This window comes from Streptomyces sp. NPDC006372, from assembly GCF_040612515.1.
Classification (GTDB): Bacteria; Actinomycetota; Actinomycetes; order Streptomycetales; family Streptomycetaceae; genus Streptomyces.
Genome location: NZ_JBEXQJ010000042.1, coordinates 11,775 through 36,092 on the forward strand (window position 1 = coordinate 11,775; position 24,318 = coordinate 36,092).

The window sequence follows — 24,318 nt, forward strand, 5'->3', positions numbered from 1 at the left end:
CGCTCCTTCAGAGACGGCGTCAGATATTTCGGAGACTTCTGACTGCTGACGAGCGTACGCCGGTCATCCAGAGGGCGGGACGGAGTGTCCGGAATGCGGGACGCGTGTCTCGCGTGCGGTGGTTCAGGGGCCCGTGAGATGTCCCTGTACGACCGGTGCCAGCCGCGCGACGATCTGCTCCGGGTCCGCCGAGGCCAGGGGCTCCACCTTGATGACGTAGCGCAGCATGGCGGTGCCCACGAGCTGGGCGGCGGCCAGCTCGGCCCGCAGTTCGGCGTCCGGCAGGTCCAGTCGTACGGCGATGCGGCGCAGCACCTGGGTGGCGACGATCCTGCGGAAGACGGCGGCCGCCGTTTCGTTGGTGACGGCCGAGCGGACGATGGCGAGCAGGGGCGCGCGGGTCGCCGGGTTCTCCCAGATGCCGAAGAAGAAGCGGACCAGGCGCTCCCCCACGTCGTCGAGCGGGCCCTCCTCGATGGCCTTCGGTGCCTCGATGGCGGGTGCGAAGGTCTGGGTGATCGCCGCCTCGAAGACCTGTTCCTTCGTCCCGAAGTAGTGGTGCACGAGCGCCGAGTCGACCCCGGCCGCCTTGGCGATGCCGCGTACGGACGTCTTCTCGTAGCCGCGTTCGGAGAACTCCTCGCGGGCGGCGGTGAGGATGCGGTCCCGGGTGTCGGCGGACTCGGCGCGGCGGGGGCGGCCCCGGCGGCGGGCTGCGGTGCCGGCGCCCGCGGCGCCGCCCGATCCGGTGCCCGGCCCGGTCGAGGGATCGCCCGGGGGGTGGTCGGTCATCGCCTCGGCACCCTCGCCGCCGAGGCCAGGTGGAGGCGGGTGAAGGCCAGCGCCTCCGCCAGGTCGGCCTCGCGCTCCGCGCTCGACATGGCACGGCGGGTGTTGACCTCGATGACGACGTGCCCGTCGAAGCCGGTCAGGGCGAGCCGCTCCAGGACCTCGGCGCAGGGCTGGGTGCCGCGGCCGGGCACCAGGTGCTCGTCCTTGGCCGAGCCCCTGCCGTCGGCGAGGTGGACGTGGCCGAGGCGGTCTCCCATGCGGTCGACCATGTCCAGCGCGTCGGTGCGGGCCGTGGCGGTGTGGCTGAGATCGATCGTGAAGTGGCGGTAGTCGTCCTTCGTCACGTCCCAGTCGGGGGCGTACGCGAGCATCTCGCGGTCGCGGTAGCGCCAGGGGTACATGTTCTCGACGGCGAACCGCACGTCCGTCTCGTTCGCCATGCGCCAGACACCGGCGACGAAGTCCCGGGCGTACTGGCGCTGCCAGCGGAACGGGGGGTGGACCACGACCGTGCTCGCGTCGAGCTTCTCGGCCGCCGCACGGGCCCGCTGGAGCTTGGTCCACGGGTCGGTGGACCAGACGCGCTGCGTGATGAGCAGGCAGGGGGCGTGCACGGCCAGGATCGGGATCTGGTGGTAGTCGCTGAGTCTGCGCAGGGCCTCGATGTCCTGGCTCACGGGGTCGGTCCAGACCATGACCTCGACTCCGTCGTAGCCGAGGCGCGCGGCGATCTCGAAGGCCGTGGCCGTCGACTCCGGGTAGACCGAGGCCGTCGAGAGTGCGACCTTCGCGTCCGGGATCTTCACGGCTGGCTCTGCCATGCAGGACAGATTACGGGGTGTGGTGGGGAGGGAGTGGGGGGCCTCTTCGCCGTTGTGGTGATTGCCACGTGGTGGGTGCGGCATTCGTCGTGGCTTGTCGTGCCCACGCGGCGGAGATCCATCAGAAGCCCCCTAAGCGGACCCCATGTGATCCAGCCGCCGCAGGATCACGCCCTCCCTCAGCGCCCACGGGCATATCTCGACGCGCTCGACGCCGAAGAGGTCCATCGCGCCCTCGGCCACCAGGGCGCCCGCCAGGAGCTGGCCGGCCCTGCCCTCCGAGACGCCCGGCAGCTCGGCCCGTTCCGCCTCCGTCATGCCGGCCAGCCTCGGGACCCAGCCCTCCAGGGACTCCCGCTTGAGCTCGCGCTGGACGTAGAGGCCCTCCGCGGAGCGGGCCGCGCCGGCGATGCGGGCCAGTTGCTTGAACGTCTTGGACGTGGCGACGACGTGGTCGGGGGCGCCGAAGCGGCTGAACTCGCCGACCGTGCGGGCGATCTCGGTGCGGACGTGGCGGCGCAGGGCCCGGACGTCGTCCGCGGCGGGCGGGTCGCCGGGGAGCCAGCCGGCGGTGAGGCGGCCGGCGCCCAGGGGCAGGGAGGCGGCCGCGTCGGGCTCCTCGTCGATACCGTAGGCGATCTCCAGGGAGCCGCCGCCGATGTCCAGGACCAGCAGCTTTCCGGCCGACCAGCCGAACCAGCGGCGGGCGGCGAGGAAGGTGAGCCGGGCCTCCTCCGCGCCGGTGAGGACCTGGAGCTCGACGCCGGTCTCGTCCCGAACCCGGGCGAGGACGTCATCGGCGTTGCGGGCCTCGCGGACGGCGGAGGTCGCGAACGGGAGCACTTCCTCTACGCCCTTGTCCTCGGCGGCCTGGAGCGCCTCGTGGACGACCGAGATCAGCCGGTCGACGCCGTCGGTGCCGATCGCTCCGCTGTCGTCGAGGAGCTGGGCGAGGCGCAGATCCGCCTTGTGCGAGTGCGCGGGCAGCGGGCGGGCGCCCGGGTGCGCGTCCACCACCAGCAGGTGGACCGTGTTCGATCCCACGTCGAGGACACCGAGTCTCATGTACGGAACGCTACTGCCAGGAGGGCCGTCCGCCGTCCTCGGTGTGGGCACAAGGCCCGTACCCTGGACTTGTGCCAAAGACGAAAAAGGCGAAGCGCGACAAATCATCGGGCGTAGCGGAACCCGACGAGAAGGGACTCGACTTCGCCCGCGCGTGGGTGGAGTTTCCTGATCCGGCGGACGACGAGCAGGTCTTCCGCTGCGATCTGACATGGCTGACCTCTCGCTGGAACTGCATCTTCGGCAGCGGCTGCCAGGGCATCCAGGCCGGCCGCGCGGACGACGGGTGCTGCACGCTGGGTGCCCACTTCTCCGACGAGGACGACGAGAAGCGGGTCGCCGAGCATGTGGCGAGGCTCACGCCGGACATCTGGCAGCACCACGCCGAGGGCACCAGGAACGGCTGGGTCTCCGAGGACGAGGACGGTGACCGGCAGACCCGGCCCTTCCAGGGGTCGTGCATCTTCCAGAACCGGCCCGGCTTCGAGGGCGGCATGGGCTGCTCGCTGCACATCCTCGCCCTGAAGGAGGGCCGCGAGCCGCTGGAGACCAAGCCGGACGTGTGCTGGCAGCTGCCGGTGCGCAGGACGTACGAGTGGATCGACCGGCCGGACGACACGCGCGTGCTCCAGGTGTCGATCGGTGAGTACGACCGGCGCGGCTGGGGGCCGGGCGGCCACGACCTGCACTGGTGGTGCACCTCGGCGACCTCGGCGCACGGCGCGGGCGAGCCGGTGTACGTCTCCTACCGGCCGGAGCTGATCGAGCTGATGGGGAAGGCCGGCTACGACCGGCTGGTCGAGCTGTGCGAGGAGCGGCTGGCCTCGCAGCTGCCGTTGCTGGCACCGCATCCGGCGGACCCGGTCTAGAACGGCGCTTACGACGTCGACGGGCTCGGGTCGTCGCCCTCCTGGGGCGGGGGCGCCGAGTCCGCCGGGTCGGTCGGGGTGTCCGGGTCGTCCGGGCCCGGGTCCGTGGCGGTGGGGTCCGGGTCGGGGGACGCGGGCGGGGTGTCCGGGTCCGGGTCCGGGGCGGAAGTCGTGGGCGTCGGGTCGGGGCGGGACGGGGGCGGGTCGCTCGGGAAGGTGGGGCGGGGGTCCGGGCGGGGGCCGGGGCCGGAGGAGCTGGGTGCCGCGCCGTAGCCGTCGATGCGGACGACCGCGCCGACGGGTGACACCGCCACCTGCGCGTGCCAGGGGCCCGCGGGCTCGCGCAGCTGGTCGACGTACACCTTGATCGTCAACGACTCCCCGGGCCGGAGGGTTCCCGAGGACCGGCTCAGGTAGAGCCAGTCGGCTCCGGTGGCGGCGGACCAGTGGACCGGGGCGGAGCCCGTGGCGGTGAGGGTGACGAGGGTGGTGTCGCCGCTGTGGCCGGCCGCGACCTCCAGGCGGGCCGCGCCCTTGCCGGCCCCGGCCACTCCGATGACCTCCACGGAGACGTCGGCCTTGCCGTCCTTGTCGAAGCGCGGGCCGGGTCTGGTGCTCGCGTTGCCGGTGTTCTCGTATCCGCCGCCCGCGATCTCGCCGTCCAGGCCGAGCGGGTCGTCCACCTCGAGCGCGGAGGCGGAGCGGCCGTCCTGGCCCTCGCCGACGGGGGTGCCCCGGTAGGCGGCCCACAGGGCGAGCACGGGGGCGGCCACGACGGTGGCGACGACGGTCGTGGTGACGGCACGCGCGCGCAGCCGGTCCCGGCGGGCGGCACGGTCCTTGGGGTCCATCGGGAAGCCGCGCCGGTCGAAGCGGGGCGCGGCGCCACGCACGCGTGGCGGGTGGGCCATGGCGACGTGCAGGGCCGCGCGGGGCGCCGTCAGGACGGGCAGCGCGGCGGGCGTGACGCTGGTGCCGGGCCAGCGGCCGGGGATGGCGCGCTCGGCGGTGCGGCGGCAGCGCGGGCAGTCGTCGACGTGCCGGACGAGTTCGCGGCGCAGGGCCGTGCCGAGCACGAGCCGTTCGTCGCCGACGAGGTGGGCGACGCTCGGACACGCGCCGGTCTCGACCACGGCGAGGGCCGCGCGTGTGCGTTCCACCTCGCAGGCGGCGGAGGCGAGCAGGTCGCGGGCGGCGGCCAGATCCATGCCGAGGACGGCGGCCACCTCGTGGGCGGCGAGGTGGTGGCGCACGGCCAGTTCGAGCGCCTCGCGCTGCTCCGGTGTGGTGCCGGCGGCCTCCGGCCAGGCCAGCAGGGCCAGTTCGCTCCGCCGCTGCTCCTGGACCTCCTCGGAGACGGCCGGGGCGGCCGGCCGGTCGGCGCCGCGCTGCGAGCGGCCCGCGGCGTGGCTGCTCGTACGTTTCTGCTTGGCCTCGGCCAGCTTGCGCAGGCACGCCCAGCGGGCCAGGGCGTACAGCCAGGCCCTCCGGTCGGCGGGGGCGGCGGGGACGTGCCGGCCGCGGCGTTCGGCGAGTGCGAGGACGTCGCCCAGGGCGGTGGTCGCGGCGTCGTGGTCGCAGAGCACGGACAGGCAGTAGGTGAACAGGCCGTCCAGGTAGGGCTCGTAGCGCGTCGGCGGCCGCTGCACCAGTGTGCGTGCCGCCCCGCGGTCACGCGCTTCCCGGTGCGCCCGGTGCGCGCCGGCCGTGCGGGTCGAGATCTCCGGAGTACTGCTCATCATTCGGCGACCGTAGGGCGCCGGGAGTGGCACCTTCTGGTGGCTTGAGCACATTTAATCCGTACGGGTGAAACGATCCCTCAATAGGGGACAGGAATCATATGTTCCGCCGCTGGCGCAGGGTGGCGCGGCCTGGCGCACGAGCGCCCGCCCCGGTCGGTCCCCGCGTTGTCAGTGCCGGCGGCTACGGTTTCGTCCATGGCTGCCCGTACGAAGACCACCAAGGACCGTCCGTCCTACCGCTGCACGGAGTGCGGCTGGCAGACGGCGAAGTGGCTCGGCCGCTGTCCCGAGTGCCAGGCCTGGGGGACGGTCGAGGAGTACGGCGCGCCCGCGGTGCGGACGACGACGCCGGGCCGGGTCACCACCTCCGCCCTGCCCATCGGCCAGGTGGACGGCCGCCGGGCCACCGCCCGCACGACCGGCGTGCCCGAGCTGGACCGGGTGCTCGGCGGCGGGCTCGTCCCGGGCGCCGTGGTGCTGGTCGCGGGCGAGCCGGGCGTCGGCAAGTCGACGCTCCTGCTGGACGTGGCGGCCAAGTCGGCGAGCGACGAGCACCGCACGCTGTACGTGACGGGCGAGGAGTCGGCGAGCCAGGTCCGGCTGCGCGCCGACCGCATCGGCGCCATCGACGACCATCTGTATCTGGCGGCCGAGACGGATCTGGCGGCGGTGCTGGGCCACTTGGACGCGGTGAAGCCGTCCCTGCTGATCCTGGACTCGGTGCAGACGGTCGCCTCGCCGGAGATCGACGGCGCGCCGGGCGGCATGGCCCAGGTGCGCGAGGTCGCCGGGGCCCTGATCCGGGCCTCCAAGGAACGCGGCATGTCCACGCTGCTCGTGGGCCATGTCACCAAGGACGGCGCGATCGCGGGCCCGCGCCTGCTGGAACACCTCGTGGACGTCGTCCTGCACTTCGAGGGCGACCGGCACGCCCGCCTCCGGCTCGTCCGGGGCGTCAAGAACCGCTACGGCACCACCGACGAGGTCGGCTGCTTCGAACTGCACGACGAGGGCATCACGGGCCTCGCGGACCCGAGCGGACTTTTCCTGACACGTCGGGCCGAACCGGTCCCGGGCACCTGCCTGACCGTCACCCTGGAGGGCCGCCGCCCCCTGGTCGCCGAGGTCCAGGCGCTCACGGTCGACTCGCAGATCCCCTCCCCCCGGCGCACCACCTCGGGCCTGGAGACCTCCCGGGTCTCCATGATGCTCGCGGTGCTGGAACAGCGCGGCCGGATCAGCGCCTTGGGCAAACGGGACATCTACTCCGCGACGGTCGGCGGCGTCAGGCTCTCGGAGCCCGCCGCCGACCTGGCCGTCGCCCTCGCTCTGGCGAGCGCGGCGAGTGACACACCTCTCCCCAAGAACCTCGTCGCGATCGGCGAGGTGGGCCTCGCCGGAGAGGTCAGACGGGTCACGGGCGTGCAGCGCAGGCTGGCCGAAGCCCACCGTCTGGGCTTCACACACGCGCTCGTTCCGGGCGACCCCGGCAAGATCCCACCGGGCATGAAGGTCCTGGAAGTCGCGGACATGGGGGACGCCCTGCGGGTCCTTCCACGCTCCCGTCGCAGAGAGGCCCCACGGGACGAGGAGGGTCGCCGGTAGACTTTGCCCTGGTCTCGCCCGTCCGTGCGAACCGAGTGTGCGAGGCGGGGGCGCCCCAGAACCTGCGACCGGAGGAGTGCAGTGGCAGCCAACGACCGGGCAGCAGCTCCCGGAAAATCCGGTGGGAGTGCCGGTACCGATGGCCTGATGCGCGCTTCACTGAGCGCCGTGGCACCCGGAACCGCCCTGCGTGACGGCCTGGAGCGCGTGCTCCGGGGCAACACCGGCGGTCTCATCGTGCTGGGCTCCGACAAGACGGTCGAGGCGCTGTGCAGCGGCGGTTTCGTGCTGGACGTCGAGTTCACCGCGACCCGTCTGCGCGAGCTGTGCAAGCTGGACGGCGGCATCGTGCTGTCCTCGGACCTGTCGAAGATCCTGCGCGCGGGCGTGCAGCTGGTCCCCGACCCGACGATCCCCACCGAGGAGACGGGCACCCGCCACCGCACCGCGGACCGGGTCAGCAGACAGGTCGGCTTCCCGGTGGTCTCGGTCTCCCAGTCGATGCGGCTGATCGCGCTGTACGTGGACGGCCAGCGCCGCGTCCTGGAGGACTCGGCGGCGATCCTGTCCCGCGCCAACCAGGCCCTGGCGACCCTGGAGCGCTACAAGCTCCGTCTCGACGAGGTCGCGGGCACCCTGTCGGCGCTGGAGATCGAGGACCTGGTGACCGTCCGGGACGTCTCGGCGGTCGCCCAGCGCCTGGAGATGGTGCGCCGCATCGCCACGGAGATCGCCGAGTACGTGGTGGAGCTGGGCACGGACGGCCGGCTGCTGGCCCTCCAGCTCGACGAGCTGATCGCCGGTGTGGAGCCCGAGCGCGAGCTCGTCGTCCGGGACTACGTCCCCGAGCCCACCGCCAAGCGGTCCCGCACGGTCGACGAGGCGCTGGCCGAACTCGACGCGCTCACCCACGCCGAGCTCCTCGAACTGCCCACGGTGGCCCGCGCGTTGGGCTACACCGGCTCACCCGAGACGCTGGACTCCGCGGTGTCCCCGCGCGGCTTCCGCCTCCTCGCGAAGGTGCCCCGGCTCCCGGGCGCGATCATCGACCGCCTGGTCGAGCACTTCGGCGGACTGCAGAAGCTGCTCGCCGCGAGCGTCGACGACCTCCAGACGGTGGACGGCGTCGGCGAGGCCCGGGCCCGGAGTGTGCGCGAGGGGCTCTCGCGCCTGGCGGAGTCGTCGATCCTGGAGCGGTACGTCTAGCCGTCGGCACCTGCTGATGCGTGAGGGGTGCTCCCAAGCAGGGAGCACCCCTCACGCATGGCATGACGAGCCGGTCAGTCGTCCTTCAGCACGAACGACGTCTGCACCTTCGCGAAACCCGGAGCCTTGGCTTCCACCAGGTATGTGCCCGCCCCGGCCGAGCCCGGCGGGGGTGTGGCGCACTCGGGGGCGCTCGGCTTGCGGTCCCACTTCAGCATGTAGGTGATGCCGCTGCCCGCGGGCACCCGGTACAGCTGGTGGGCGGCGGCCTTCGGGCAGTCCTCGGACGTCCAGTAGTCGTCGTCGGTGCTCGCCTGGGTGATGGTGAACACCGCGTTCTTCGGCCCGAGATCGATCTTGCAGTCGCTGCCGGAGACGTTCCGCGCGGTCAGCAGGAACGTGGGCGTCTTCTCGGGGCCGTAGGTGTTGTCCCGGCTGCGCAGGCTGAACTTGACCACGCTCGCGGTGCAGTTGGGCAGGGTGGAACCGGCCGGCAGCGTGTCGGCCGCGCCGACGCCGCCCACCGTGGTACCGCCCCCGGAGTCACCGGCGTCGCCCGGCCCGCCGGAGCCGGAACCGGTCCCGGCTCCCTCGCCGGAGCCGTCCCCTGATCCACCGCCCGAGCCGTCGGCCGACCCGTCACCGGAACCGCCCCCGGAGCCGCTGCCCGACCCGCTGCCCGACCCGGACGACGAACCGCCGGAGTCCTCGCCGCCCGACTCGTCGCGTCCGCCCGGCGCTTGGCTGACGGCCGGGTCCGAACCGGAGGGGCCGGGAGTGATGGAGGGTGCGGGATTCTTGCCGTTGGCTCCGTTGTCGCCGTCCTTGCCGCCTCCGCCGCCCATGGTCACGATCCAGGTGGTCAGCAGCCCCAACAGGGCGACCACGGACACCAGTACGACCCTCCGACGCCAGTAGATGGAGGAGGGAAGCGGCCCGACCGGATTGCGCAGAGATCCCACGGCGCAAACCTTACGAGAGATCGGCGCGTTCGCCCGTCCCACCCGCCGCTCCGGCCACAACTTTTCCGGATCATCATGCCGGAAACCGCTGCCCCGCCCCTGACTTTCGTCAGGTACGGGACACGACGATCGCTGGGTGTGACGGGATCGGTCCGCCACTTACGGTCCGTGACCATGGACTTCGAGGACACCACGCTCTACCGCGACATCACCGACTTCGCCCGCGACACCCCGACGTGGGTACAGCGCGGGGCCGGGTTGTGGACCGAGGCCGGACTGCTGGTGTTTGTCGTACTGTTCGCCGCCGGCTGGTGGCGCGCCCGCCGCGGCAGCCCTCAAGCGTTCGCGATAGCAGTCCTTGCACCTGTGGCCACGGCTGTGGCGTACGGATGCAGCGAACTGCTCAAGTCGGCGATGACGGAGGAGCGTCCGTGCCGGGCGGTGGCCGGTGCCGCCGCGTCGCTGGCGCAGTGCCCGCCGCACGGCGACTGGTCCTTTCCGTCCAACCACGCCACGATCGCGGGCGCCTCGGCGGTCGCACTGGCCCTGGTCCGGCGCGCACTCCTCTGGCTGACGGCCCCGCTCGCCCTGCTGTTGGCCTTCTCCCGGGTCTTCGTCGGCGTGCACTACCCGCACGACGTGGTCGCGGGGCTCGGACTGGGCACGCTCGTCGTCCTCGCCGCCGTACGGCTGGGCGCGGGCCCGGCGACCCGGCTGGCCGGGACGCTGCGCACCTCGTCGACCCCTGCGGTGCGGTGGCTCACCGGGTCGGGTCCGATACCCGCCCCGTCGTCGTACGGGGCGCACGCGCGACGTTGAGCAGACGGGGCGTCACGGTGGTGACAGCTCGGTGTCACGGCTGGGTGGTCGCGGCTCGGTTTTCAGGGCTCGGATGTCACCGCTCCACCAGGCCCGCCTCGTACGCCACGATCGCCGCCTGTACTCGGTTGCGCACGTCCAGCCGGTCCAGGACCGCGCTGACGTATGCCTTCACGGTGCCCTCGACGAGGTGCAGCCGGGCGGCGATCTCCGGGTTGGACAGGCCGACGCCGACCAGGCCCAGCACCTCGCGTTCGCGGGGGCTCAGCGCGGCCACGCGTGCCCGTGCCCGTGCCTCACGAGTGAGCCGGCCGCCGCGCAGACCCTCATCGATGACGTAGCGGGCTACCTTCGGCGACAGGAACGCGGCACCGGCGCTCACCGCCCGTACCCCCGCGATCAGTTCGTACGGGTCGCCGGACTTCAGCAGGAAGCCGGCGGCGCCGCTGCCCAGTGCCCGGCTCACGTAGGCGCCCTCGGAGAAGGTGGTGAGCATCGCGACGGCCGTTCCCGGCACGGTCCGTACGATCTCCTCCGCCGCCGCGAGTCCGTCCAGGCACGGCATGCGGATGTCGAGCAGGGCCACGTCCGGGCGGTGGGCGCGAGCCAGCTCGACCGCCTCTCGCCCGTCGCTCCCCTCGGCGACGACCTCCGTCTCGCCGCTGCTGGCCAGGATGGCGCGCACCCCGGCCCGGACCATGGCCTCGTCGTCGGCCAGCAGTACGCGGATCATCGTGCGAACTCCTTGTGATTCACGCGGTCTTCGCCGGAGTGGCCGGCCCGCGGGACCACGTCCTTGGCGACCAGCCTTCCGGCGTCGAAGCAGAGTCTGAAGTGGTCGACGGAGACGAACAGTTCGCCGCTCGCACGGTAGTAGCGGCAGTCGGCTCCCTCCGGTGGTGCGGTGGCCCGGTCGGTGGGCGGGTCGCTCACTGCGCGCTCGGGCAGCACAAGTTCGGCCTCGGCCGCCGGGGTGCCGAGCCGCAGTTGCGCGTACCTGGCGGGCGGCAGCACCGCGTGCGTCTCGGTGTACACGTACCAGCCGAAGGCCGCGCCGACCAGGGCGAGGCCCACGCCGGCCGCCGCGCCGAGGCCGAGGGCTACGCGGCGGCGGGTGTGGGTGAACGGGGTGGCCACGGGGTGGCCGGACCCGGCCGTCGTGGGCGGGAGGGCGACAGTGAGCTGCCGCGGTGGGGGGGTGGGTCGCCGGCCGGGAATGTGTGAGGGAACGTACGCCCGGAGCCGGAAGCCCTCGCCTTGCGGGCCGGCCTCGAAGGTGCCGCCGGCGTCGGTCACGGCGGCCCGCAGCCCGAGCAGGCCGGTACCGCCTCCGGAAGGACGGGAACTCTCCTCGGTGGCGGGGCCGTTGGTGATGCTGACGACCGTCCCTTCGTCCTGCCCCGTCACCGTCACGACGACGGACGCGCCCGGTGCGTGCCGTGCCGCGTTGGTCAGTGCCTCCCGGACCACGCGGTGCAGCAGACGTCCGGAGACCTCGCCGGGCTCGGTGGCCGGGCCGTGCCGGGCGGGCTCCCAGCGCACCGGCAGACCCGATTCGGCGGCGCGGGCGACAAGTTGTTCCAGGGTCTCGTCCGCCGGGGCCAGGGGAACCGGCTCATCGTCGGCTTCGCGCAGGACGCCGATGATGCGGTGCAGCCGGTCCGTGGCGTCGGCGGCCGCCAGGCGCAGGTCGGCCGCCGCGGCCCGATGCTCCTCGGCGAGACCGGGCGTGACCTGGAGGGCGCTCGCGCGCAGGGCGATGAGGCTCAGTTCGTGGCCGAGGGAGTCGTGCATGCCCTGGGCGATCCGGGCGCGCTCGCGCAGCCGGGCGCGTTCCTCCGCGAGGCGCTGCTCGTCCTCCAGCCGGGCGGCCCGGAGCCAGCCCGCCTCGGCCAGCTCCCGGCTCTGCCGCCAGTAGCGCCCGACGAGCCAGGGGAAGGCGCCGCCGAAGAGGAGTGTGCCCGTCATGACGAACCACTCGGAGGCCGGATCGACCCCGAGGAGCACGATACGCGCGGTGCCGGCGCAGCCGACGGCCACGAGACACACCACCGCGGGACGCGCCCGGGCCGCCCGCAGCCCGAGCAGCAGCGCGAACACGCCGAGGGCCGGTCCGTAGGACACGGTGAACAGGGCCGGGGCGGCGGCGAGGCTCAGGGCCGCGGCGGCCCCGAAGGCTGCAAGCGGCAGCCGCCGGGACAGGGCGGCCGCGAGGGCGAGCACCGCCACACCGGCCGCCTGCTGCCAGACCGTACGCGGCTCGTTCAGCCCGATCCGGTCCGCCGTGAGAGCCGGAAGGGCCAGGGCGGCCCAGAGGAGGGTGCCCCGGGCGAGAGAGGCCGGGCGGGGACTTTCCATGCGCTCGACGCTACAAGCGCCGGGCAGGCCCGCACTGCTGTCGATCGTCAGGGGTGGGCTGATCGGCGAAGGACGAGGCCGTCCGGGCCGATGCGGGGTCCGAGGGCGCGCCTTTGGGGCGGTGTCCGGGGGTGCACCACCGAGGCGGGGGGAGGCCGGAATCCGATGGCGCACTCCCGAAACCGAGTCCGGGGGCGCACCTCCGAAACCGAGTCCGGCGGCCACGACACGTCCGAAGCGGAGCCCAGGGGCACATCTCCGGGGACGCGCAGCGCGACCCGCCCGCACGTACCCGGTGCCCCCGGTCGGACGTGGCACCATCGAGATGCCATGACTGCTCCCACGAAACCCCCGCACCCGGCCCCCTCCCCCACCGACACGGCCTCCGGCCCGCCCCTCGGCGAGAACCTGCACTCCCCCGTCATCGACTGGTTCGGCGAGAACGCCCGTGACCTGCCGTGGCGGCGTCCCGAGGCCGGGGCGTGGGGTGTGATGGTCAGCGAGTTCATGCTCCAGCAGACGCCGGTGAACCGCGTCCTGCCCGTCTACGAGCAGTGGCTGGCCCGCTGGCCGCGCCCCGCCGACCTGGCCAAGGAGGCGCCGGGCGAGGCCGTGCGCGCCTGGGGCCGGCTCGGCTACCCGCGCCGTGCCCTGCGGCTGCACGGTGCCGCCGTCGCGATAACGGAACGGCACGGCGGTGACGTACCGGCCGACCACGCCCAGCTGCTGGCGCTGCCGGGCATCGGCGAGTACACGGCCGCCGCCGTCGCCTCCTTCGCGTACGGCCAGCGGCACCCGGTGCTGGACACCAACGTGCGCCGGGTCTTCGCCCGCGCGGTCACCGGCGTGCAGTACCCGCCGAACGCCACCACCGCCGCGGAGCGCAAGCTGGCCCGTGCGCTGCTGCCGGAGGACGAGCCGACCGCCGCCCGGTGGGCCGCCGCCTCCATGGAGCTGGGCGCGCTGGTGTGCACGGCGAAGAGCGAGTCGTGCCACCGCTGCCCGATCGCCGCGCAGTGCGCGTGGCGGCTGGCGGGCAAGCCGGAGCACGACGGGCCGCCGCGCCGTGGCCAGACCTACGCGGGTACCGACCGGCAGGTGCGCGGGCGGCTGCTCGCCGTGCTGCGGGAGGCTCACGGTCCGGTTCCGCAGTCGGCTCTGGACCGTGTGTGGCACGAGCCGGTGCAGCGGGCCCGCGCCCTGGACGGCCTCGTCGCCGACGGACTGGTGGAGCCGCTCGCGGGCGGGCTGTACCGGCTGCCGCTGACCTGACGCACGGACAGATCACAGCAGCGGGCCGTCCGTCACAGAGATCTACAATGGACAGATCACCCTAAACCGTCCCCAACACCCCCACCCCACTGCCCCGTTCCGGTTTCCGTTACACAACCGACGGACAGCCGAGTGCTAGCCGCAGGCTGCTTCGGACAGCGCCGTGACAACGCCTCCGTACCTTCAGATGCGTTCCCGGAAGACACGGGACGACTGAAGACCACAGGCAGTACACGGGCGGCGGGGAGCCGGCCCGAACGGGGAAACGGGAGGCGGTTCACCATGGCGCAGGGCGAGGTGCTCGAGTTCGAGGAGTACGTCCGCACCCGGCAGGACGCGCTGCTGCGCAGTGCCCGCCGCCTGGTCCCGGACCCGACGGACGCGCAGGACCTGCTGCAGACCGCGCTGGTGCGGACATACGGCCGCTGGGAGACCATCGAGGACAAGCGGCTGGCGGACGCCTACCTGCGCCGGGTGATGATCAACACGCGGACGGAGTGGTGGCGGGCCCGCAAGCTGGAGGAGGTCCCGACCGAGCAGCTCCCGGACGCCTCGGTCGACGACTCCACCGAACAGCACGCCGACCGCGCCCTGCTGATGGACATCCTGAAGGTTCTCGCCCCGAAGCAGCGCAGTGTCGTGGTGCTGCGACACTGGGAGCAGATGTCCACGGAGGAGACGGCCGCCGCCCTCGGCATGTCGGCCGGAACGGTCAAGAGCACGCTGCACCGGGCGCTCGCCCGGCTCCGCGAGGAGCTGGAGTCCCGCGATCTGGACGCACGCGCGCTGGAGCGTGAGGAGCGGGAGCGGTGCGCGGCCTGACCGGTGAGGGGTCTGCTTGGCCCCCGGGCGGCATCCAGGCGGTGAGTACGGCCCTGGCCGTGCTCACCGCCCTCGCCCTTTTGGTGACCGCGTGCGGTACCGGCGGCACCGGCGCCCGTGACGAGGGCCCGGCACACGCCGACTCGGTCGCGGGCGCCGCCGCCACCCCGTCCGCGTCGCCGTCGAAGACGCCCGACACGGTGAACGCGGTCCGGCTCGTCAAGGACGACCCGGAGGTCGCGCCCGAGGTGAAGCGCGAGCTGAAGCCGTGCGTCGCCGACGAGTACCCCGTCGACGTGTCCTACGGCAAACTGACCGGCGGATCGTCCGACGACGTCGTCGTCAATGTGCTGACCTGCGGTGACGCGGTGGGTGTCGGCAGTTACGTGTACCGCGAGCAGGACGGCTCGTACAAGAATGTGTTCAAGGCCGAGGAGCCCCCGGTCTACGCGGAGATCGACCGCGGCGACCTGGTGGTGACCAAGCAGGTGTACGACAAGGGCGACCCGGTGTCGAGCCCCTCCGGGGAGAACGTGATCACGTACAGATGGACCTCCGGCCGCTTCGCTGAGAAGTACCGCACGCACAACGACTACGGGAAGGTCGTCGGCGACAGCGCGTCGCCGGTGCCCGCGAGCTGACGAGGACGCGGGGCCGGTGAACCGATCGGGGCCGTCGGTCCGATGTCCCGGTGAACGTGTCGCACGGATCGTGCGTCCCCGAGGAAGAACGCGAAGCACACACCCCTACGAACCACACGAGGACTGAGAGCACCGGGATGGCAGACCAGACCCACGTCCTGTTCGTCGAGGACGACGACGTCATCCGTGAGGCCACGCAGCTCGCCCTGGAACGGGACGGCTTCGTGGTCACCGCCATGCCCGACGGTCTGTCGGGCCTGGAGGCGTTCCGGGCCGACCGCCCCGACATCGCGCTGCTGGACGTCATGGTGCCCGGACTCGACGGGGTCAGCCTGTGCCGCCGGATCCGGGACGAGTCGACCGTGCCGGTCATCATGCTGTCGGCGCGGGCCGACTCCATCGACGTCGTCCTGGGCCTGGAGGCGGGTGCCGACGACTATGTGACGAAGCCGTTCGACGGCGCCGTCCTGGTCGCCCGGATCCGCGCGGTACTGCGGCGCTTCGGGCACGCGGGCGGCGGCCGGACCGAGGAGCCGGCCTCCCCGGCGGACGGCGGCGTGCTGACCTTCGGGGAACTCGAGGTCGACACCGAGGGCATGGAGGTCCGCAGGGCCGGGCGGCCGGTGGCGCTGACACCGACCGAGATGCGGCTGCTGCTGGAGTTCTCCTCCGCACCGGGCACGGTGCTCTCCCGCGACAAGCTGCTGGAGCGGGTGTGGGACTACGGCTGGGGCGGGGACACCCGCGTCGTCGACGTGCACGTGCAGCGGCTGCGGCAGAAGATCGGCCAGGACCGTATCGAGACGGTCCGTGGTTTCGGCTACAAGTTGAAGGCCTGAGCAGGGGTATGAGGGGGCACTTCCGGCGCCTGGTCGCCGCCGGCCTGGAACGCGCGGGCATCCGCACGGGCCTGAGATGGAAGCTGAGCGCGGCCATCGCGCTGGTCGGAGCGCTGGTGGCGGTCGCGCTGAGCCTGGTCGTGCACAACGCCGCCCGGGTGTCGATGCTGGACAACGCCCGCGACCTCGCCGACGAGCGGATCATGATCGCCCAGCGCAACTTCGAGCTGTCCGGGCGGATGAACTTCCCCAACACCAAGATCGACGACCCTGATCTGCCGGAGGCGCTGCGGGACCGGGTCGAGGTGGGCCAGCGGGCCACCTACGTGGCGGACCGGCCGGGTGGCGCGCCGGACATATGGGCTGCCGTGCCGCTGAAGAACGGGCATGTGATGTCCCTGCACTCCGGGTTCACCGACCGCAGCTCGGACATCCTCCAGGATCTCGACCAGGCCCTGCTCATCGGGTCCATCGCGGTCGTCCTGGGCGGCAGCGCGCTCGGGGTGCTCATCGGCGGGCATCTCTCGCGGCGGCTGCGCAAGGCCTCCGTGGCGGCCGGCCAGCTCGCGGGCGGCGAGACGGACGTCCGGGTCCGGGACGCCATGGGCGGGGTCGTACGCGACGAGACCGACGACCTGGCCAGCGCGGTGGACGCCATGGCGGACGCGCTGCGGCAGCGCATCGAGGCCGAGCGGCGGGTCACCGCCGACATCGCGCACGAGCTGCGCACACCGGTGACCGGGTTGCTGACCGCCGCCGAACTGCTGCCGCCCGGGCGCCCGACCGAGCTGGTCCTCGACCGGGCGAAGGCCATGCGCACGCTCGTCGAGGACGTGCTGGAGGTGGCCCGGCTCGACGGGGCCTCGGAGCGGGCGGAGCTGCAGGACATCATGCTGGGCGAGTTCGTCGCCCGGCGGGTGGCGGCCAAGGACCCGGCCATCGTGATGCGGATCGTGCACGAGTCGGAGGTCACCACCGACCCGCGGCGCCTGGAGCGGGTGCTGTTCAACCTGCTGGCCAACGCGGCCCGGCACGCCAAGCCGCCCATCGAGGTCACCGTCGAGGGCCGGGTCATCCGGGTCCGCGACCACGGCCCGGGCTTCCCCGAGGACCTGCTCGCCGAGGGGCCGAGCCGTTTCCGCACCGGCAGCAAGGACCGCGCCGGGCACGGGCACGGGCTGGGCCTGACCATCGCGGCCGGGCAGGCCCGGGTGCTGGGCGCCCGGCTGACGTTCCGCAACGTCCGCACGCCCGGGACACCGGAGGAACTGCCCGCCGAGGGCGCGGTCGCCGTGCTGTGGCTGCCGGAGCACGCGCCGACGAACACGGGGAGCTATCCGATGCTGCCGGGGTCGTAGGGCTCCGCTGTTTCGGCGGGGGTGCCTTCGCGGGGCTGCTTCTGGGGCTCCTGGGGCTCCTGATCCTGAAGGAGTTGCAGCAGCCCCCTGTCCTCTGAGCGGCCGGGCATGACGAAGCCCCCGGGCGGACACTCCCGGGGGCCTCGTGCGGTGAGGTCAGACGGCCTCGACCACGGGCGGCTGCGCCGCCTGGGCGTCCTGCTCGCCGTCCTTCTTCGGCCCCGCTCCCTTGAGCGGCACCTCCTTCACGAACACGGCGGCCACCAGCGCCACCACCGCCACCACGGCCCCGAGCAGGAACGCCGAGTGGGTGCCGGCGGAGACCGCGTGCTGGTAGGCCTCCCGGATCGGTACTGGAAGCTTCTGGAGGCTCTTCCAGTCGAGCTGCGCCGACTGCCCCGTCACCTTGGAACCCAGGGCACCCGCCCGCTCGGCCATGACGTCCTGGACGCGGTTGTTGAACAGCGCGCCCATGATCGCGACGCCGAAGGAGGAGCCGAGGGTGCGGAAGAGCGTGGTGGAGGAGGACGCGACGCCCATGTCCTTCATCTCGACGCTGTTCTGCGCGACCAGCATGGTGATCTGCATCAGGCAGCCCATGCCGAACCCGACGACGGCCATGTAGACACCGGACGTGAACCGCGAGGTCTCCGTGTCCATCGTGGACAGCAGGTACAGGCCGACGATCATCAGGACGCTGCCGAGGACCGGGAACACCTTGTACTTGCCGGTGTTCGTGGTGACCCGGCCGGCGACCATCGAGGTCACCAGCATCGCGCCGAGCATCGGCAGGAGCAGCAGCCCGGAGTTGGTCGCGGAGGCACCCTGCACGGACTGCTGGTACAGCGGCAGGAACAGCGTGGCGCCGAACATCACGAAGCCGGTGATGAAGCCGATGACCGACATCAGCGTGAAGTTGCGACTGCGGAAGATGTGCAGCGGCACCACCGGCTCGGCCGCCTTGGTCTGCCAGAAGACAAAGCCGACGAGCGCGGCGACGCCGATGCCGATCAGCTCCATGATCCGCGCGGAGCCCCAGGCGTACTCGGTGCCGCCCCAGGTGGTGACGAGCACGATCGCGGTGATGCCGACGGTCAGCAGCGCGGCGCCCAGATAGTCGATGCGCGCCTTGGACCGCTTCTTCGGCAGGTGCAGCACCACGCTGATGGCGGCCAGCGCGACCACGCCGAGCGGCAGGTTGATGTAGAACGCCCAGCGCCAGCCCCAGTGGTCGGTGATGGTGCCGCCGACCAGCGGACCGCCGATCATCGCCAGCGCCATGACGGCGGCCATCATGCCCTGGTACTTGCCGCGCTCCCGGGGCGGGATCAGGTCACCGATGATCGCCATGACGCCGACCATGAGACCGCCGGCACCGAGGCCCTGGACGGCACGGAAGCCGATCAGCTCGTTCATGTTCTGGGCCATGCCGCTGAGGGCCGAGCCGATCAGGAAGATGACGATGGAGGACATGAACGTGGCCTTGCGGCCGTACATGTCGCCGAGCTTGCCCCACAGCGGGGTGGAGGCGGCGGTCGCGAGCGTGTAGGCGGTGACCACCCACGAGAGGCGTTCGAGCCCGCCCAGCTCACCGACGATCGTCGGCATCGCGGTACCGATGATCATGTTGTCGAGCATCGCGAGCATCATCGCGATCATCAGCGCGAGCAGTACGACCCGTACGCTCCTCGGCTGTTTGCCCCCGGTGCCGGCGTCGTCCGCCGGTGTCTTCGTCGTATCCGCCATCTCGTCCCACTCCCCCAGCTACCGCTACTTCGCTACTTACTTGCCGACCGGCTAGTGACTACACTCGGAAGCTAGTCGCCTAACTAGCCGGGCGTCAAGTAAGTTTTATGGAAAGCGGGGGGCGTAGGAGGATGGGCGGCACCATGGACGGCACCAGGCAGCGGCGGCGCGGGAACACTCGTCAGCGCATCCAGGACGTGGCCCTCGAACTCTTCGCGGAGCAGGGCTACGAGAAGACCTCACTGCGCGAGATCGCCGAGCGCCTGGAGGTCACCAAGGCGGCGCTCTACTACCACTTCAAGACGAAGGAAGAGATCCTCGTCAGCATCTTCGAGGACCTCACGAAGCCGATCGAGGAACTGATCGAGTGGGGCCGGCGGCAGCCGCACACGCTCGGCACCAAGCAGGAGATCGTCCGGCGTTACGCGGGGACGCTGGCCGAGGCCGCGCCGCTGTTCCGTTTCATGCACGAGAACCAGGCGACGGTCCGGGAACTGCGGATCGGCGACGACTTCAAGGCCCGTATCCACAGCCTGCGCGACATCATCGTCGACCCGCACGCCGATCTGGTCGACCAGGTCCGCTGCGCCAGCGCCCTGTTCACGCTGCACGCCGGGATGTTCCTGCTCCAGGACCTGGGAGGCGACCCCGAGGAACGGAACAAGGCCGTCCTCGAGGTCGCCACGGACCTGGTGACCCAGGCCCACCGGGGAGCCGGGGGCTCCTAGGGCCTGGGCTTCCCCGACCGTCAGACCTTCACGCCCTTGGCGCGCAGGAACTTCACCGGGTCGACCGCCGAGCCGTAGTTCGGGGTCGTACGGATCTCGAAGTGCAGGTGGGGACCGCTCGAGTTACCGGTGTTGCCGGAGCGGGCTATCTCCTGGCCGGTCTTGACGACCTGGCCGATCCGCACCTCGATCTTCGACAGGTGGGCGTACTGCGAGTACGTGCCGTTGCCGTGCTTGATCACGATGGCATTGCCGTACGCGGGACCGTCACCGGCGCCGTTGCCACCGGCCTTGACGACGGTGCCGCCGTGGGCGGCGAGGACCTTGGTGCCGCTCGGCACGGCGAAGTCCTGACCGCTGTGCTTGTGGCTCCACATGCCGCCGGCCTGGGCGAAGCTCGCGGAGAGCTTGTACTTCTTCACCGGGTCGATCCAGGACGGCGCGGCCTTCTTGGCGGCCTTCTTCGCCGCGGCCTTCTTGGCGGCGGCGGCCTTCTCAGCCTTCGCGGCCTTGGCCTGGACGGCCGCCTGCGCCTGGACGGCGCTCGCGGTGCCGGACGCGGCCGTGGTGTCGGCGGCGGACGCGACCCCGGCTCCCAATGCGACCGAGACCCCCAGGCCGGCGGCCAGCACGGTCGCACGGGTGCGGAACTGGGACGTACGGGAAGAACGGGACGTGACGCGCTGGGACATCGGAACCTCGCGTGGAAGGGGACGGAGAAAACCACCCGACGCGCAGTCGCTCGCCGAATGGCCATCCCTTGGTAACCCGAAGTCCGACAAACACCCAAAAGCGTGATCTACGACGGAAGTTAGTAATTTGGTTCAGTGTTCTACGTCTCTTGACACAGCAGTCATTCGGGACAGATCAGGTCGCGAGCGCACACTTCACCCACCCAGACGGGGTAAAAATCCCTTTTCTGCCGGTCCGTTTACCACTATTCCGCGTAGTAACGGACATATCGCCTGTGCGGCATGTCACCGGGGGCTCTCTTCGGCCATTCCGTAAATGTGGCGCACGCCTCTAGGCGCCTACCGTCCGGTAACCCTACGGTTCCCCTCGCGCCACCCTCGCGCACGAACATGCACACGACATGTTGGCAGCGTCAAGGACGTGAGAGGACCCCCACGCCATGCAGACCCTCCCCTGGTTGCGCCGCGTCTCCGTGACCGCCGTCTCGGCGGCCGCCCTCGTGGCACTGGCCGCGCCGGCCGACGCCACGACCAGTACCTCCCCCGCCCCGGCCGCCACCGCCGCCGCCGCGGATGTCGACTACGACACCTGGCAGAAGGACTGCCGGGCGGTGATGGACCAGGCACTGCCCTATCTGAAGCAGCGAATCGCGGCCACGAAGCCGGGCGAGAAACAGGCGATCGTCTTCGACATCGACAACACCACGCTGGAGAGCGACTTCGGCTTCAGCTACCCGCAGCCCGCCAACAAGCCGGTCCTGGAGGCCGCCAGATACGCCCAGGACCGCGGCGTGGCCCTGTTCTTCGTGACGGCCCGCCCGGACATCATCTACTCGTTCACCGAGTACAACCTCAAGCAGACGGGCTACCGGGTGTCCGGCCTCTACGTCCGGAACTTCATCGACCTCTTCAAGAACGTCGCCGAGTACAAGACGGCCCAGCGCGTCGACGTCGAGAAGAAGGGCTACACGATCATCGCGAACATCGGCAACAGCGCCACCGACCTCTCGGGCGGCCACGCCGAGAGGACGTTCAAGCTGCCGGACTACGACGGGCAGCTTTCCTGACGCAGGGCATGGATAAGGGGCCGGTGCTTTCCAGCACCGGCCCCTTTCACTCGACCGTGACGCTTACGCGTCCTTGCTCAGGTTCGGACCCGTGCCTCCGGCCGCCTGCTCGATCGGCGGGACGTCCGGCAGGGCCGCCTTCTCCTCGCCGCGGAAGGTGAAGGTCTTGGACTCGCCCTCACCCTCGGTGTCCACGACCACGATGTGACCGGGACGCAGCTCGCCGAAGAGGATCTTCTCCGACAGCGAGTCCTCGATCTCCCGCTGGATGGTCCGGCGCAGCGGCCGGGCGCCCAGCACGGGGTCGTAGCCCTTCTTGGACAGCAGCTCCTTGGCGGACTGGGAGAGCTCGATGCCCATGTCCCGGTCCTTCAGGCGCTCGTCCACCTTGCTGATCATCAGGTCGACGATCCGCAGGATGTCGTCCTGGGTCAGCTGCGGGAAGACGACCACGTCGTCGACGCGGTTGAGGAACTCGGGCCGGAAGTGCTGCTTGAGCTCGTCCGAGACCTTGTTCTTCATGCGCTCGTAGTTGGACTTGGTGTCGCCCTGCGCCGCGAAGCCCAGGTTGAAGCCCTTGGAGATGTCCCGCGTGCCGAGGTTGGTCGTCATGATGATGACCGTGTTCTTGAAGTCCACGACCCGGCCCTGGGAGTCGGTCAGGCGACCGTCCTCCAGGATCTGCAGCAGCGAGTTGAAGATGTCCGGGTGGGCCTTCTCGACCTCGTCGAAGAGGACGACCGAGAACGGCTTGCGGCGCACCTTCTCCGTCAGCTGACCGCCCTCCTCGTAGCCCACGTAGCCGGGGGGCGAACCGAAGAGACGCGAGACCGTGTGCTTCTCGCTGAACTCCGACATGTCGAGGGAGATCAGCGCGTCCTCGTCACCGAAGAGGAACTCGGCGAGCGCCTTGGACAGCTCGGTCTTACCGACACCGGACGGACCGGCGAAGATGAACGAGCCACCCGGACGCTTCGGGTCCTTCAGACCGGCACGCGTACGGCGGATCGCCTTCGACAGCGCCTTGACGGCGTCGACCTGGCCGATGACCCGCTTGTGGAGCTCGTCCTCCATGCGCAGCAGACGGGAGGACTCCTCCTCCGTCAGCTTGAAGACCGGGATGCCGGTGGCCGTGGCGAGGACCTCGGCGATCAGCTCGCCGTCGACCTCGGCGACGACGTCCATGTCGCCGGCCTTCCACTCCTTCTCCCGCTTGGCCTTGGCGGCCAGGAGCTGCTTCTCCTTGTCGCGGAGGGAGGCGGCCTTCTCGAAGTCCTGCGAGTCGATCGCGGACTCCTTGTCGCGGCGGACGCCGGCGATCTTCTCGTCGAACTCGCGGAGGTCCGGCGGCGCGGTCATCCGGCGGATGCGCATCCGGGAACCGGCCTCGTCGATCAGGTCGATCGCCTTGTCCGGCAGGAAGCGGTCCGAGATGTACCGGTCGGCCAGGGTGGCGGCCTGGACCAGCGCCTCGTCCGTGATGGAGACCCGGTGGTGGGCCTCGTACCGGTCACGCAGACCCTTGAGGATCTCGATCGTGTGCGGCAGGGACGGCTCGGCGACCTGGATGGGCTGGAAGCGGCGCTCGAGGGCCGCGTCCTTCTCCAGGTGCTTGCGGTACTCGTCCAGCGTGGTGGCGCCGATGGTCTGCAGCTCACCGCGGGCCAGCATCGGCTTCAGGATGGAAGCCGCGTCGATGGCGCCCTCGGCGGCACCCGCACCGACCAGCGTGTGCAGCTCGTCGATGAACAGGATGATGTCGCCGCGGGTGCGGATCTCCTTGAGGACCTTCTTCAGGCGCTCCTCGAAGTCACCGCGGTAGCGGGAGCCGGCGACCAGCGCGCCGAGGTCCAGGGTGTAGAGGTGCTTGTCCTTGAGGGTCTCGGGCACCTCGCCCTTGACGATGGCCTGGGCGAGACCCTCGACGACGGCGGTCTTGCCGACACCGGGCTCACCGATCAGGACCGGGTTGTTCTTCGTACGGCGGGACAGCACCTGCATGACCCGCTCGATCTCCTTCTCGCGCCCGATGACCGGGTCGAGCTTGGACTCACGAGCGGCCTGGGTGAGGTTCCGGCCGAACTGGTCGAGGACCAGGGACGTGGAGGGCGTGCCCTCGGCAGGACCGCCGGCGGCGGCGGTCTCCTTGCCCTGGTAACCGGAGAGCAGCTGGATGACCTGCTGCCGCACCCGGTTGAGATCTGCGCCCAGCTTGACGAGGACCTGGGCGGCGACGCCCTCGCCCTCACGGATCAGGCCGAGCAGGATGTGCTCCGTGCCGATGTAGTTGTGGCCCAGCTGAAGGGCCTCGCGGAGCGACAGCTCCAGGACCTTCTTGGCACGGGGGGTGAAGGGAATGTGGCCGGACGGGGCCTGCTGGCCCTGGCCGATGATCTCCTCCACCTGCTGGCGGACCGCCTCGAGCGAAATCCCGAGGCTCTCAAGGGCCTTGGCGGCGACACCTTCACCCTCGTGGATCAGGCCCAGGAGGATGTGCTCAGTGCCGATGTAGTTGTGGTTGAGCATCCGGGCTTCTTCCTGAGCCAGGACGACAACCCGCCGCGCGCGGTCGGTGAACCTCTCGAACATCGTTAATCGCTCCTCAGAGCGGTCAGGCAGTGGGGGGAACTTCCCCTCCCTGTCCTTCCGCAGCTTAGTCCCGCAAGCGGGGACCGCTCATTCCAACTGCCGACACCGTCCTTGGCCTCCTGACCCCGAACGCCGACATCTGCTCCAACCCGATGGTGCGAGACGATGTTCCCGCAGGCCAGACAGATACCCCCTTCGCCAGTACGCCGATGGCGAACGTGAGACGGCCTTTCCTGCGTGGCGCCCCCTCCCACTAGGGATGTCTTACCCGTGGGGACCGGAAGTCCATGCCGAACGGCCCTCTTCCCTCCGCTACGGGCGAACA

The 24,318-nt window shown here is 71.2% G+C and carries 21 protein-coding genes; 11 read left to right on the forward strand and 10 right to left on the reverse strand.

Going from position 1 to position 24,318, the window contains the following annotated elements; genetic code table 11:
• Nucleotides 1-123: 123 nt before the first annotated feature.
• The 3 genes from ABZ016_RS37450 to ABZ016_RS37460 all read right to left on the reverse strand — a co-directional run bounded on the left by ABZ016_RS37450 (nt 124) and on the right by ABZ016_RS37460 (nt 2,678).
• Nucleotides 124-792 carry a TetR family transcriptional regulator gene (locus tag ABZ016_RS37450; protein ID WP_356921213.1) on the reverse strand — a complete coding sequence of 223 codons (669 nt, stop codon included), beginning with the start codon at nt 790-792 and terminating at the stop codon, nt 124-126.
• The gene (locus ABZ016_RS37455) at nt 789-1,613 is read right to left on the reverse strand and encodes a sugar phosphate isomerase/epimerase (RefSeq protein ID WP_356921214.1); all 825 of its coding nucleotides are present in this window, start codon (nt 1,611-1,613) and stop codon (nt 789-791) included. The genes ABZ016_RS37450 and ABZ016_RS37455 overlap by 4 nt, the downstream gene beginning before the upstream one ends.
• 132 nt (nt 1,614-1,745) lie before the next feature.
• The gene (locus ABZ016_RS37460; protein WP_356921215.1) at nt 1,746-2,678 is read right to left on the reverse strand and encodes a Ppx/GppA phosphatase family protein; all 933 of its coding nucleotides are present in this window, start codon (nt 2,676-2,678) and stop codon (nt 1,746-1,748) included.
• Between the two features lie 71 nt (nt 2,679-2,749).
• Between ABZ016_RS37460 and ABZ016_RS37465 the strand changes: the two genes are divergently transcribed.
• Entirely contained in the window at nt 2,750-3,547 is a 798-nt protein-coding gene (locus tag ABZ016_RS37465; RefSeq protein ID WP_356921216.1) for a hypothetical protein, read from the forward strand.
• Nucleotides 3,548-3,555: 8 nt separating this feature from the next.
• On the opposite strand, the gene ABZ016_RS37470 is transcribed toward ABZ016_RS37465, so the two are convergent.
• The gene (locus ABZ016_RS37470) at nt 3,556-5,289 is read right to left on the reverse strand and encodes a hypothetical protein (protein ID WP_356921217.1); all 1,734 of its coding nucleotides are present in this window, start codon (nt 5,287-5,289) and stop codon (nt 3,556-3,558) included.
• Between the two features lie 195 nt (nt 5,290-5,484).
• Here ABZ016_RS37470 and radA point away from each other — a divergent pair, with 195 nt between their 5' ends.
• Together radA and disA are read left to right on the forward strand one after the other, a co-directional pair.
• On the forward strand, nt 5,485-6,894 hold the full coding sequence (radA, locus tag ABZ016_RS37475; RefSeq protein ID WP_356921218.1) for a DNA repair protein RadA: 1,410 nt from the start codon (nt 5,485-5,487) through the stop codon (nt 6,892-6,894).
• 81 nt (nt 6,895-6,975) lie between these two features.
• A complete protein-coding gene (disA, locus tag ABZ016_RS37480; protein WP_030251426.1) occupies nt 6,976-8,100 on the forward strand; it encodes a DNA integrity scanning diadenylate cyclase DisA in 1,125 nt (374 codons plus the stop codon).
• A 74-nt stretch (nt 8,101-8,174) separates the two neighbouring features.
• Here the strand turns inward: disA and ABZ016_RS37485 are convergent, their stop codons facing one another.
• Entirely contained in the window at nt 8,175-9,062 is an 888-nt protein-coding gene (locus tag ABZ016_RS37485) for a hypothetical protein (protein ID WP_356921219.1), read from the reverse strand.
• A 174-nt stretch (nt 9,063-9,236) separates the two neighbouring features.
• Between ABZ016_RS37485 and ABZ016_RS37490 the strand changes: the two genes are divergently transcribed.
• The gene (locus tag ABZ016_RS37490) at nt 9,237-9,881 is read left to right on the forward strand and encodes a phosphatase PAP2 family protein (protein ID WP_356921220.1); all 645 of its coding nucleotides are present in this window, start codon (nt 9,237-9,239) and stop codon (nt 9,879-9,881) included.
• Between the two features lie 76 nt (nt 9,882-9,957).
• Here ABZ016_RS37490 and ABZ016_RS37495 read toward each other — a convergent pair whose 3' ends face one another.
• Both ABZ016_RS37495 and ABZ016_RS37500 read right to left on the reverse strand, forming a co-directional pair.
• Nucleotides 9,958-10,614 (reverse strand): response regulator transcription factor, encoded by a 657-nt coding sequence (locus ABZ016_RS37495; RefSeq protein ID WP_356921221.1) that lies wholly within the window; start codon nt 10,612-10,614, stop codon nt 9,958-9,960.
• Nucleotides 10,611-12,239: a histidine kinase gene (locus ABZ016_RS37500; protein ID WP_356921222.1), complete on the reverse strand. Its 1,629-nt coding sequence runs from the start codon at nt 12,237-12,239 to the stop codon at nt 10,611-10,613. Before ABZ016_RS37500 ends, ABZ016_RS37495 begins: the two co-directional genes overlap by 4 nt.
• A 330-nt stretch (nt 12,240-12,569) precedes the next feature.
• Here ABZ016_RS37500 and ABZ016_RS37505 point away from each other — a divergent pair, with 330 nt between their 5' ends.
• The 5 genes from ABZ016_RS37505 to cseC all read left to right on the forward strand — a co-directional run bounded on the left by ABZ016_RS37505 (nt 12,570) and on the right by cseC (nt 17,171).
• Nucleotides 12,570-13,511 carry an A/G-specific adenine glycosylase gene (locus ABZ016_RS37505; RefSeq protein WP_356921223.1) on the forward strand — a complete coding sequence of 314 codons (942 nt, stop codon included), beginning with the start codon at nt 12,570-12,572 and terminating at the stop codon, nt 13,509-13,511.
• A 282-nt stretch (nt 13,512-13,793) separates the two neighbouring features.
• Entirely contained in the window at nt 13,794-14,333 is a 540-nt protein-coding gene (locus tag ABZ016_RS37510) for a SigE family RNA polymerase sigma factor (protein WP_003992025.1), read from the forward strand.
• Nucleotides 14,321-14,974: a hypothetical protein gene (locus ABZ016_RS37515; RefSeq protein ID WP_356921224.1), complete on the forward strand. Its 654-nt coding sequence runs from the start codon at nt 14,321-14,323 to the stop codon at nt 14,972-14,974. The genes ABZ016_RS37510 and ABZ016_RS37515 overlap by 13 nt, the downstream gene beginning before the upstream one ends.
• 137 nt (nt 14,975-15,111) lie before the next feature.
• Entirely contained in the window at nt 15,112-15,813 is a 702-nt protein-coding gene (cseB, locus tag ABZ016_RS37520) for a two-component system response regulator CseB (protein WP_356921225.1), read from the forward strand.
• Nucleotides 15,814-15,821: 8 nt separating this feature from the next.
• Entirely contained in the window at nt 15,822-17,171 is a 1,350-nt protein-coding gene (gene cseC / locus ABZ016_RS37525) for a two-component system sensor histidine kinase CseC (protein ID WP_356921226.1), read from the forward strand.
• Nucleotides 17,172-17,327: 156 nt separating this feature from the next.
• On the opposite strand, the gene ABZ016_RS37530 is transcribed toward cseC, so the two are convergent.
• The gene (locus ABZ016_RS37530; protein ID WP_356921227.1) at nt 17,328-18,917 is read right to left on the reverse strand and encodes an MDR family MFS transporter; all 1,590 of its coding nucleotides are present in this window, start codon (nt 18,915-18,917) and stop codon (nt 17,328-17,330) included.
• Between the two features lie 131 nt (nt 18,918-19,048).
• Here ABZ016_RS37530 and ABZ016_RS37535 point away from each other — a divergent pair, with 131 nt between their 5' ends.
• On the forward strand, nt 19,049-19,645 hold the full coding sequence (locus ABZ016_RS37535; RefSeq protein ID WP_356921228.1) for a TetR/AcrR family transcriptional regulator: 597 nt from the start codon (nt 19,049-19,051) through the stop codon (nt 19,643-19,645).
• Between the two features lie 20 nt (nt 19,646-19,665).
• On the opposite strand, the gene ABZ016_RS37540 is transcribed toward ABZ016_RS37535, so the two are convergent.
• The gene (locus ABZ016_RS37540; protein ID WP_356921229.1) at nt 19,666-20,337 is read right to left on the reverse strand and encodes a M23 family metallopeptidase; all 672 of its coding nucleotides are present in this window, start codon (nt 20,335-20,337) and stop codon (nt 19,666-19,668) included.
• A 440-nt stretch (nt 20,338-20,777) separates the two neighbouring features.
• On the opposite strand from ABZ016_RS37540, the gene ABZ016_RS37545 reads away from it, so the two are divergent.
• Nucleotides 20,778-21,404 (forward strand): HAD family acid phosphatase, encoded by a 627-nt coding sequence (locus ABZ016_RS37545; protein ID WP_356921230.1) that lies wholly within the window; start codon nt 20,778-20,780, stop codon nt 21,402-21,404.
• Nucleotides 21,405-21,467: 63 nt separating this feature from the next.
• Here ABZ016_RS37545 and ABZ016_RS37550 read toward each other — a convergent pair whose 3' ends face one another.
• Complete coding sequence (locus ABZ016_RS37550; RefSeq protein ID WP_356921231.1) at nt 21,468-23,993, reverse strand: ATP-dependent Clp protease ATP-binding subunit; 2,526 nt, start codon at nt 23,991-23,993, stop codon at nt 21,468-21,470.
• Nucleotides 23,994-24,318: the final 325 nt, after the last annotated feature.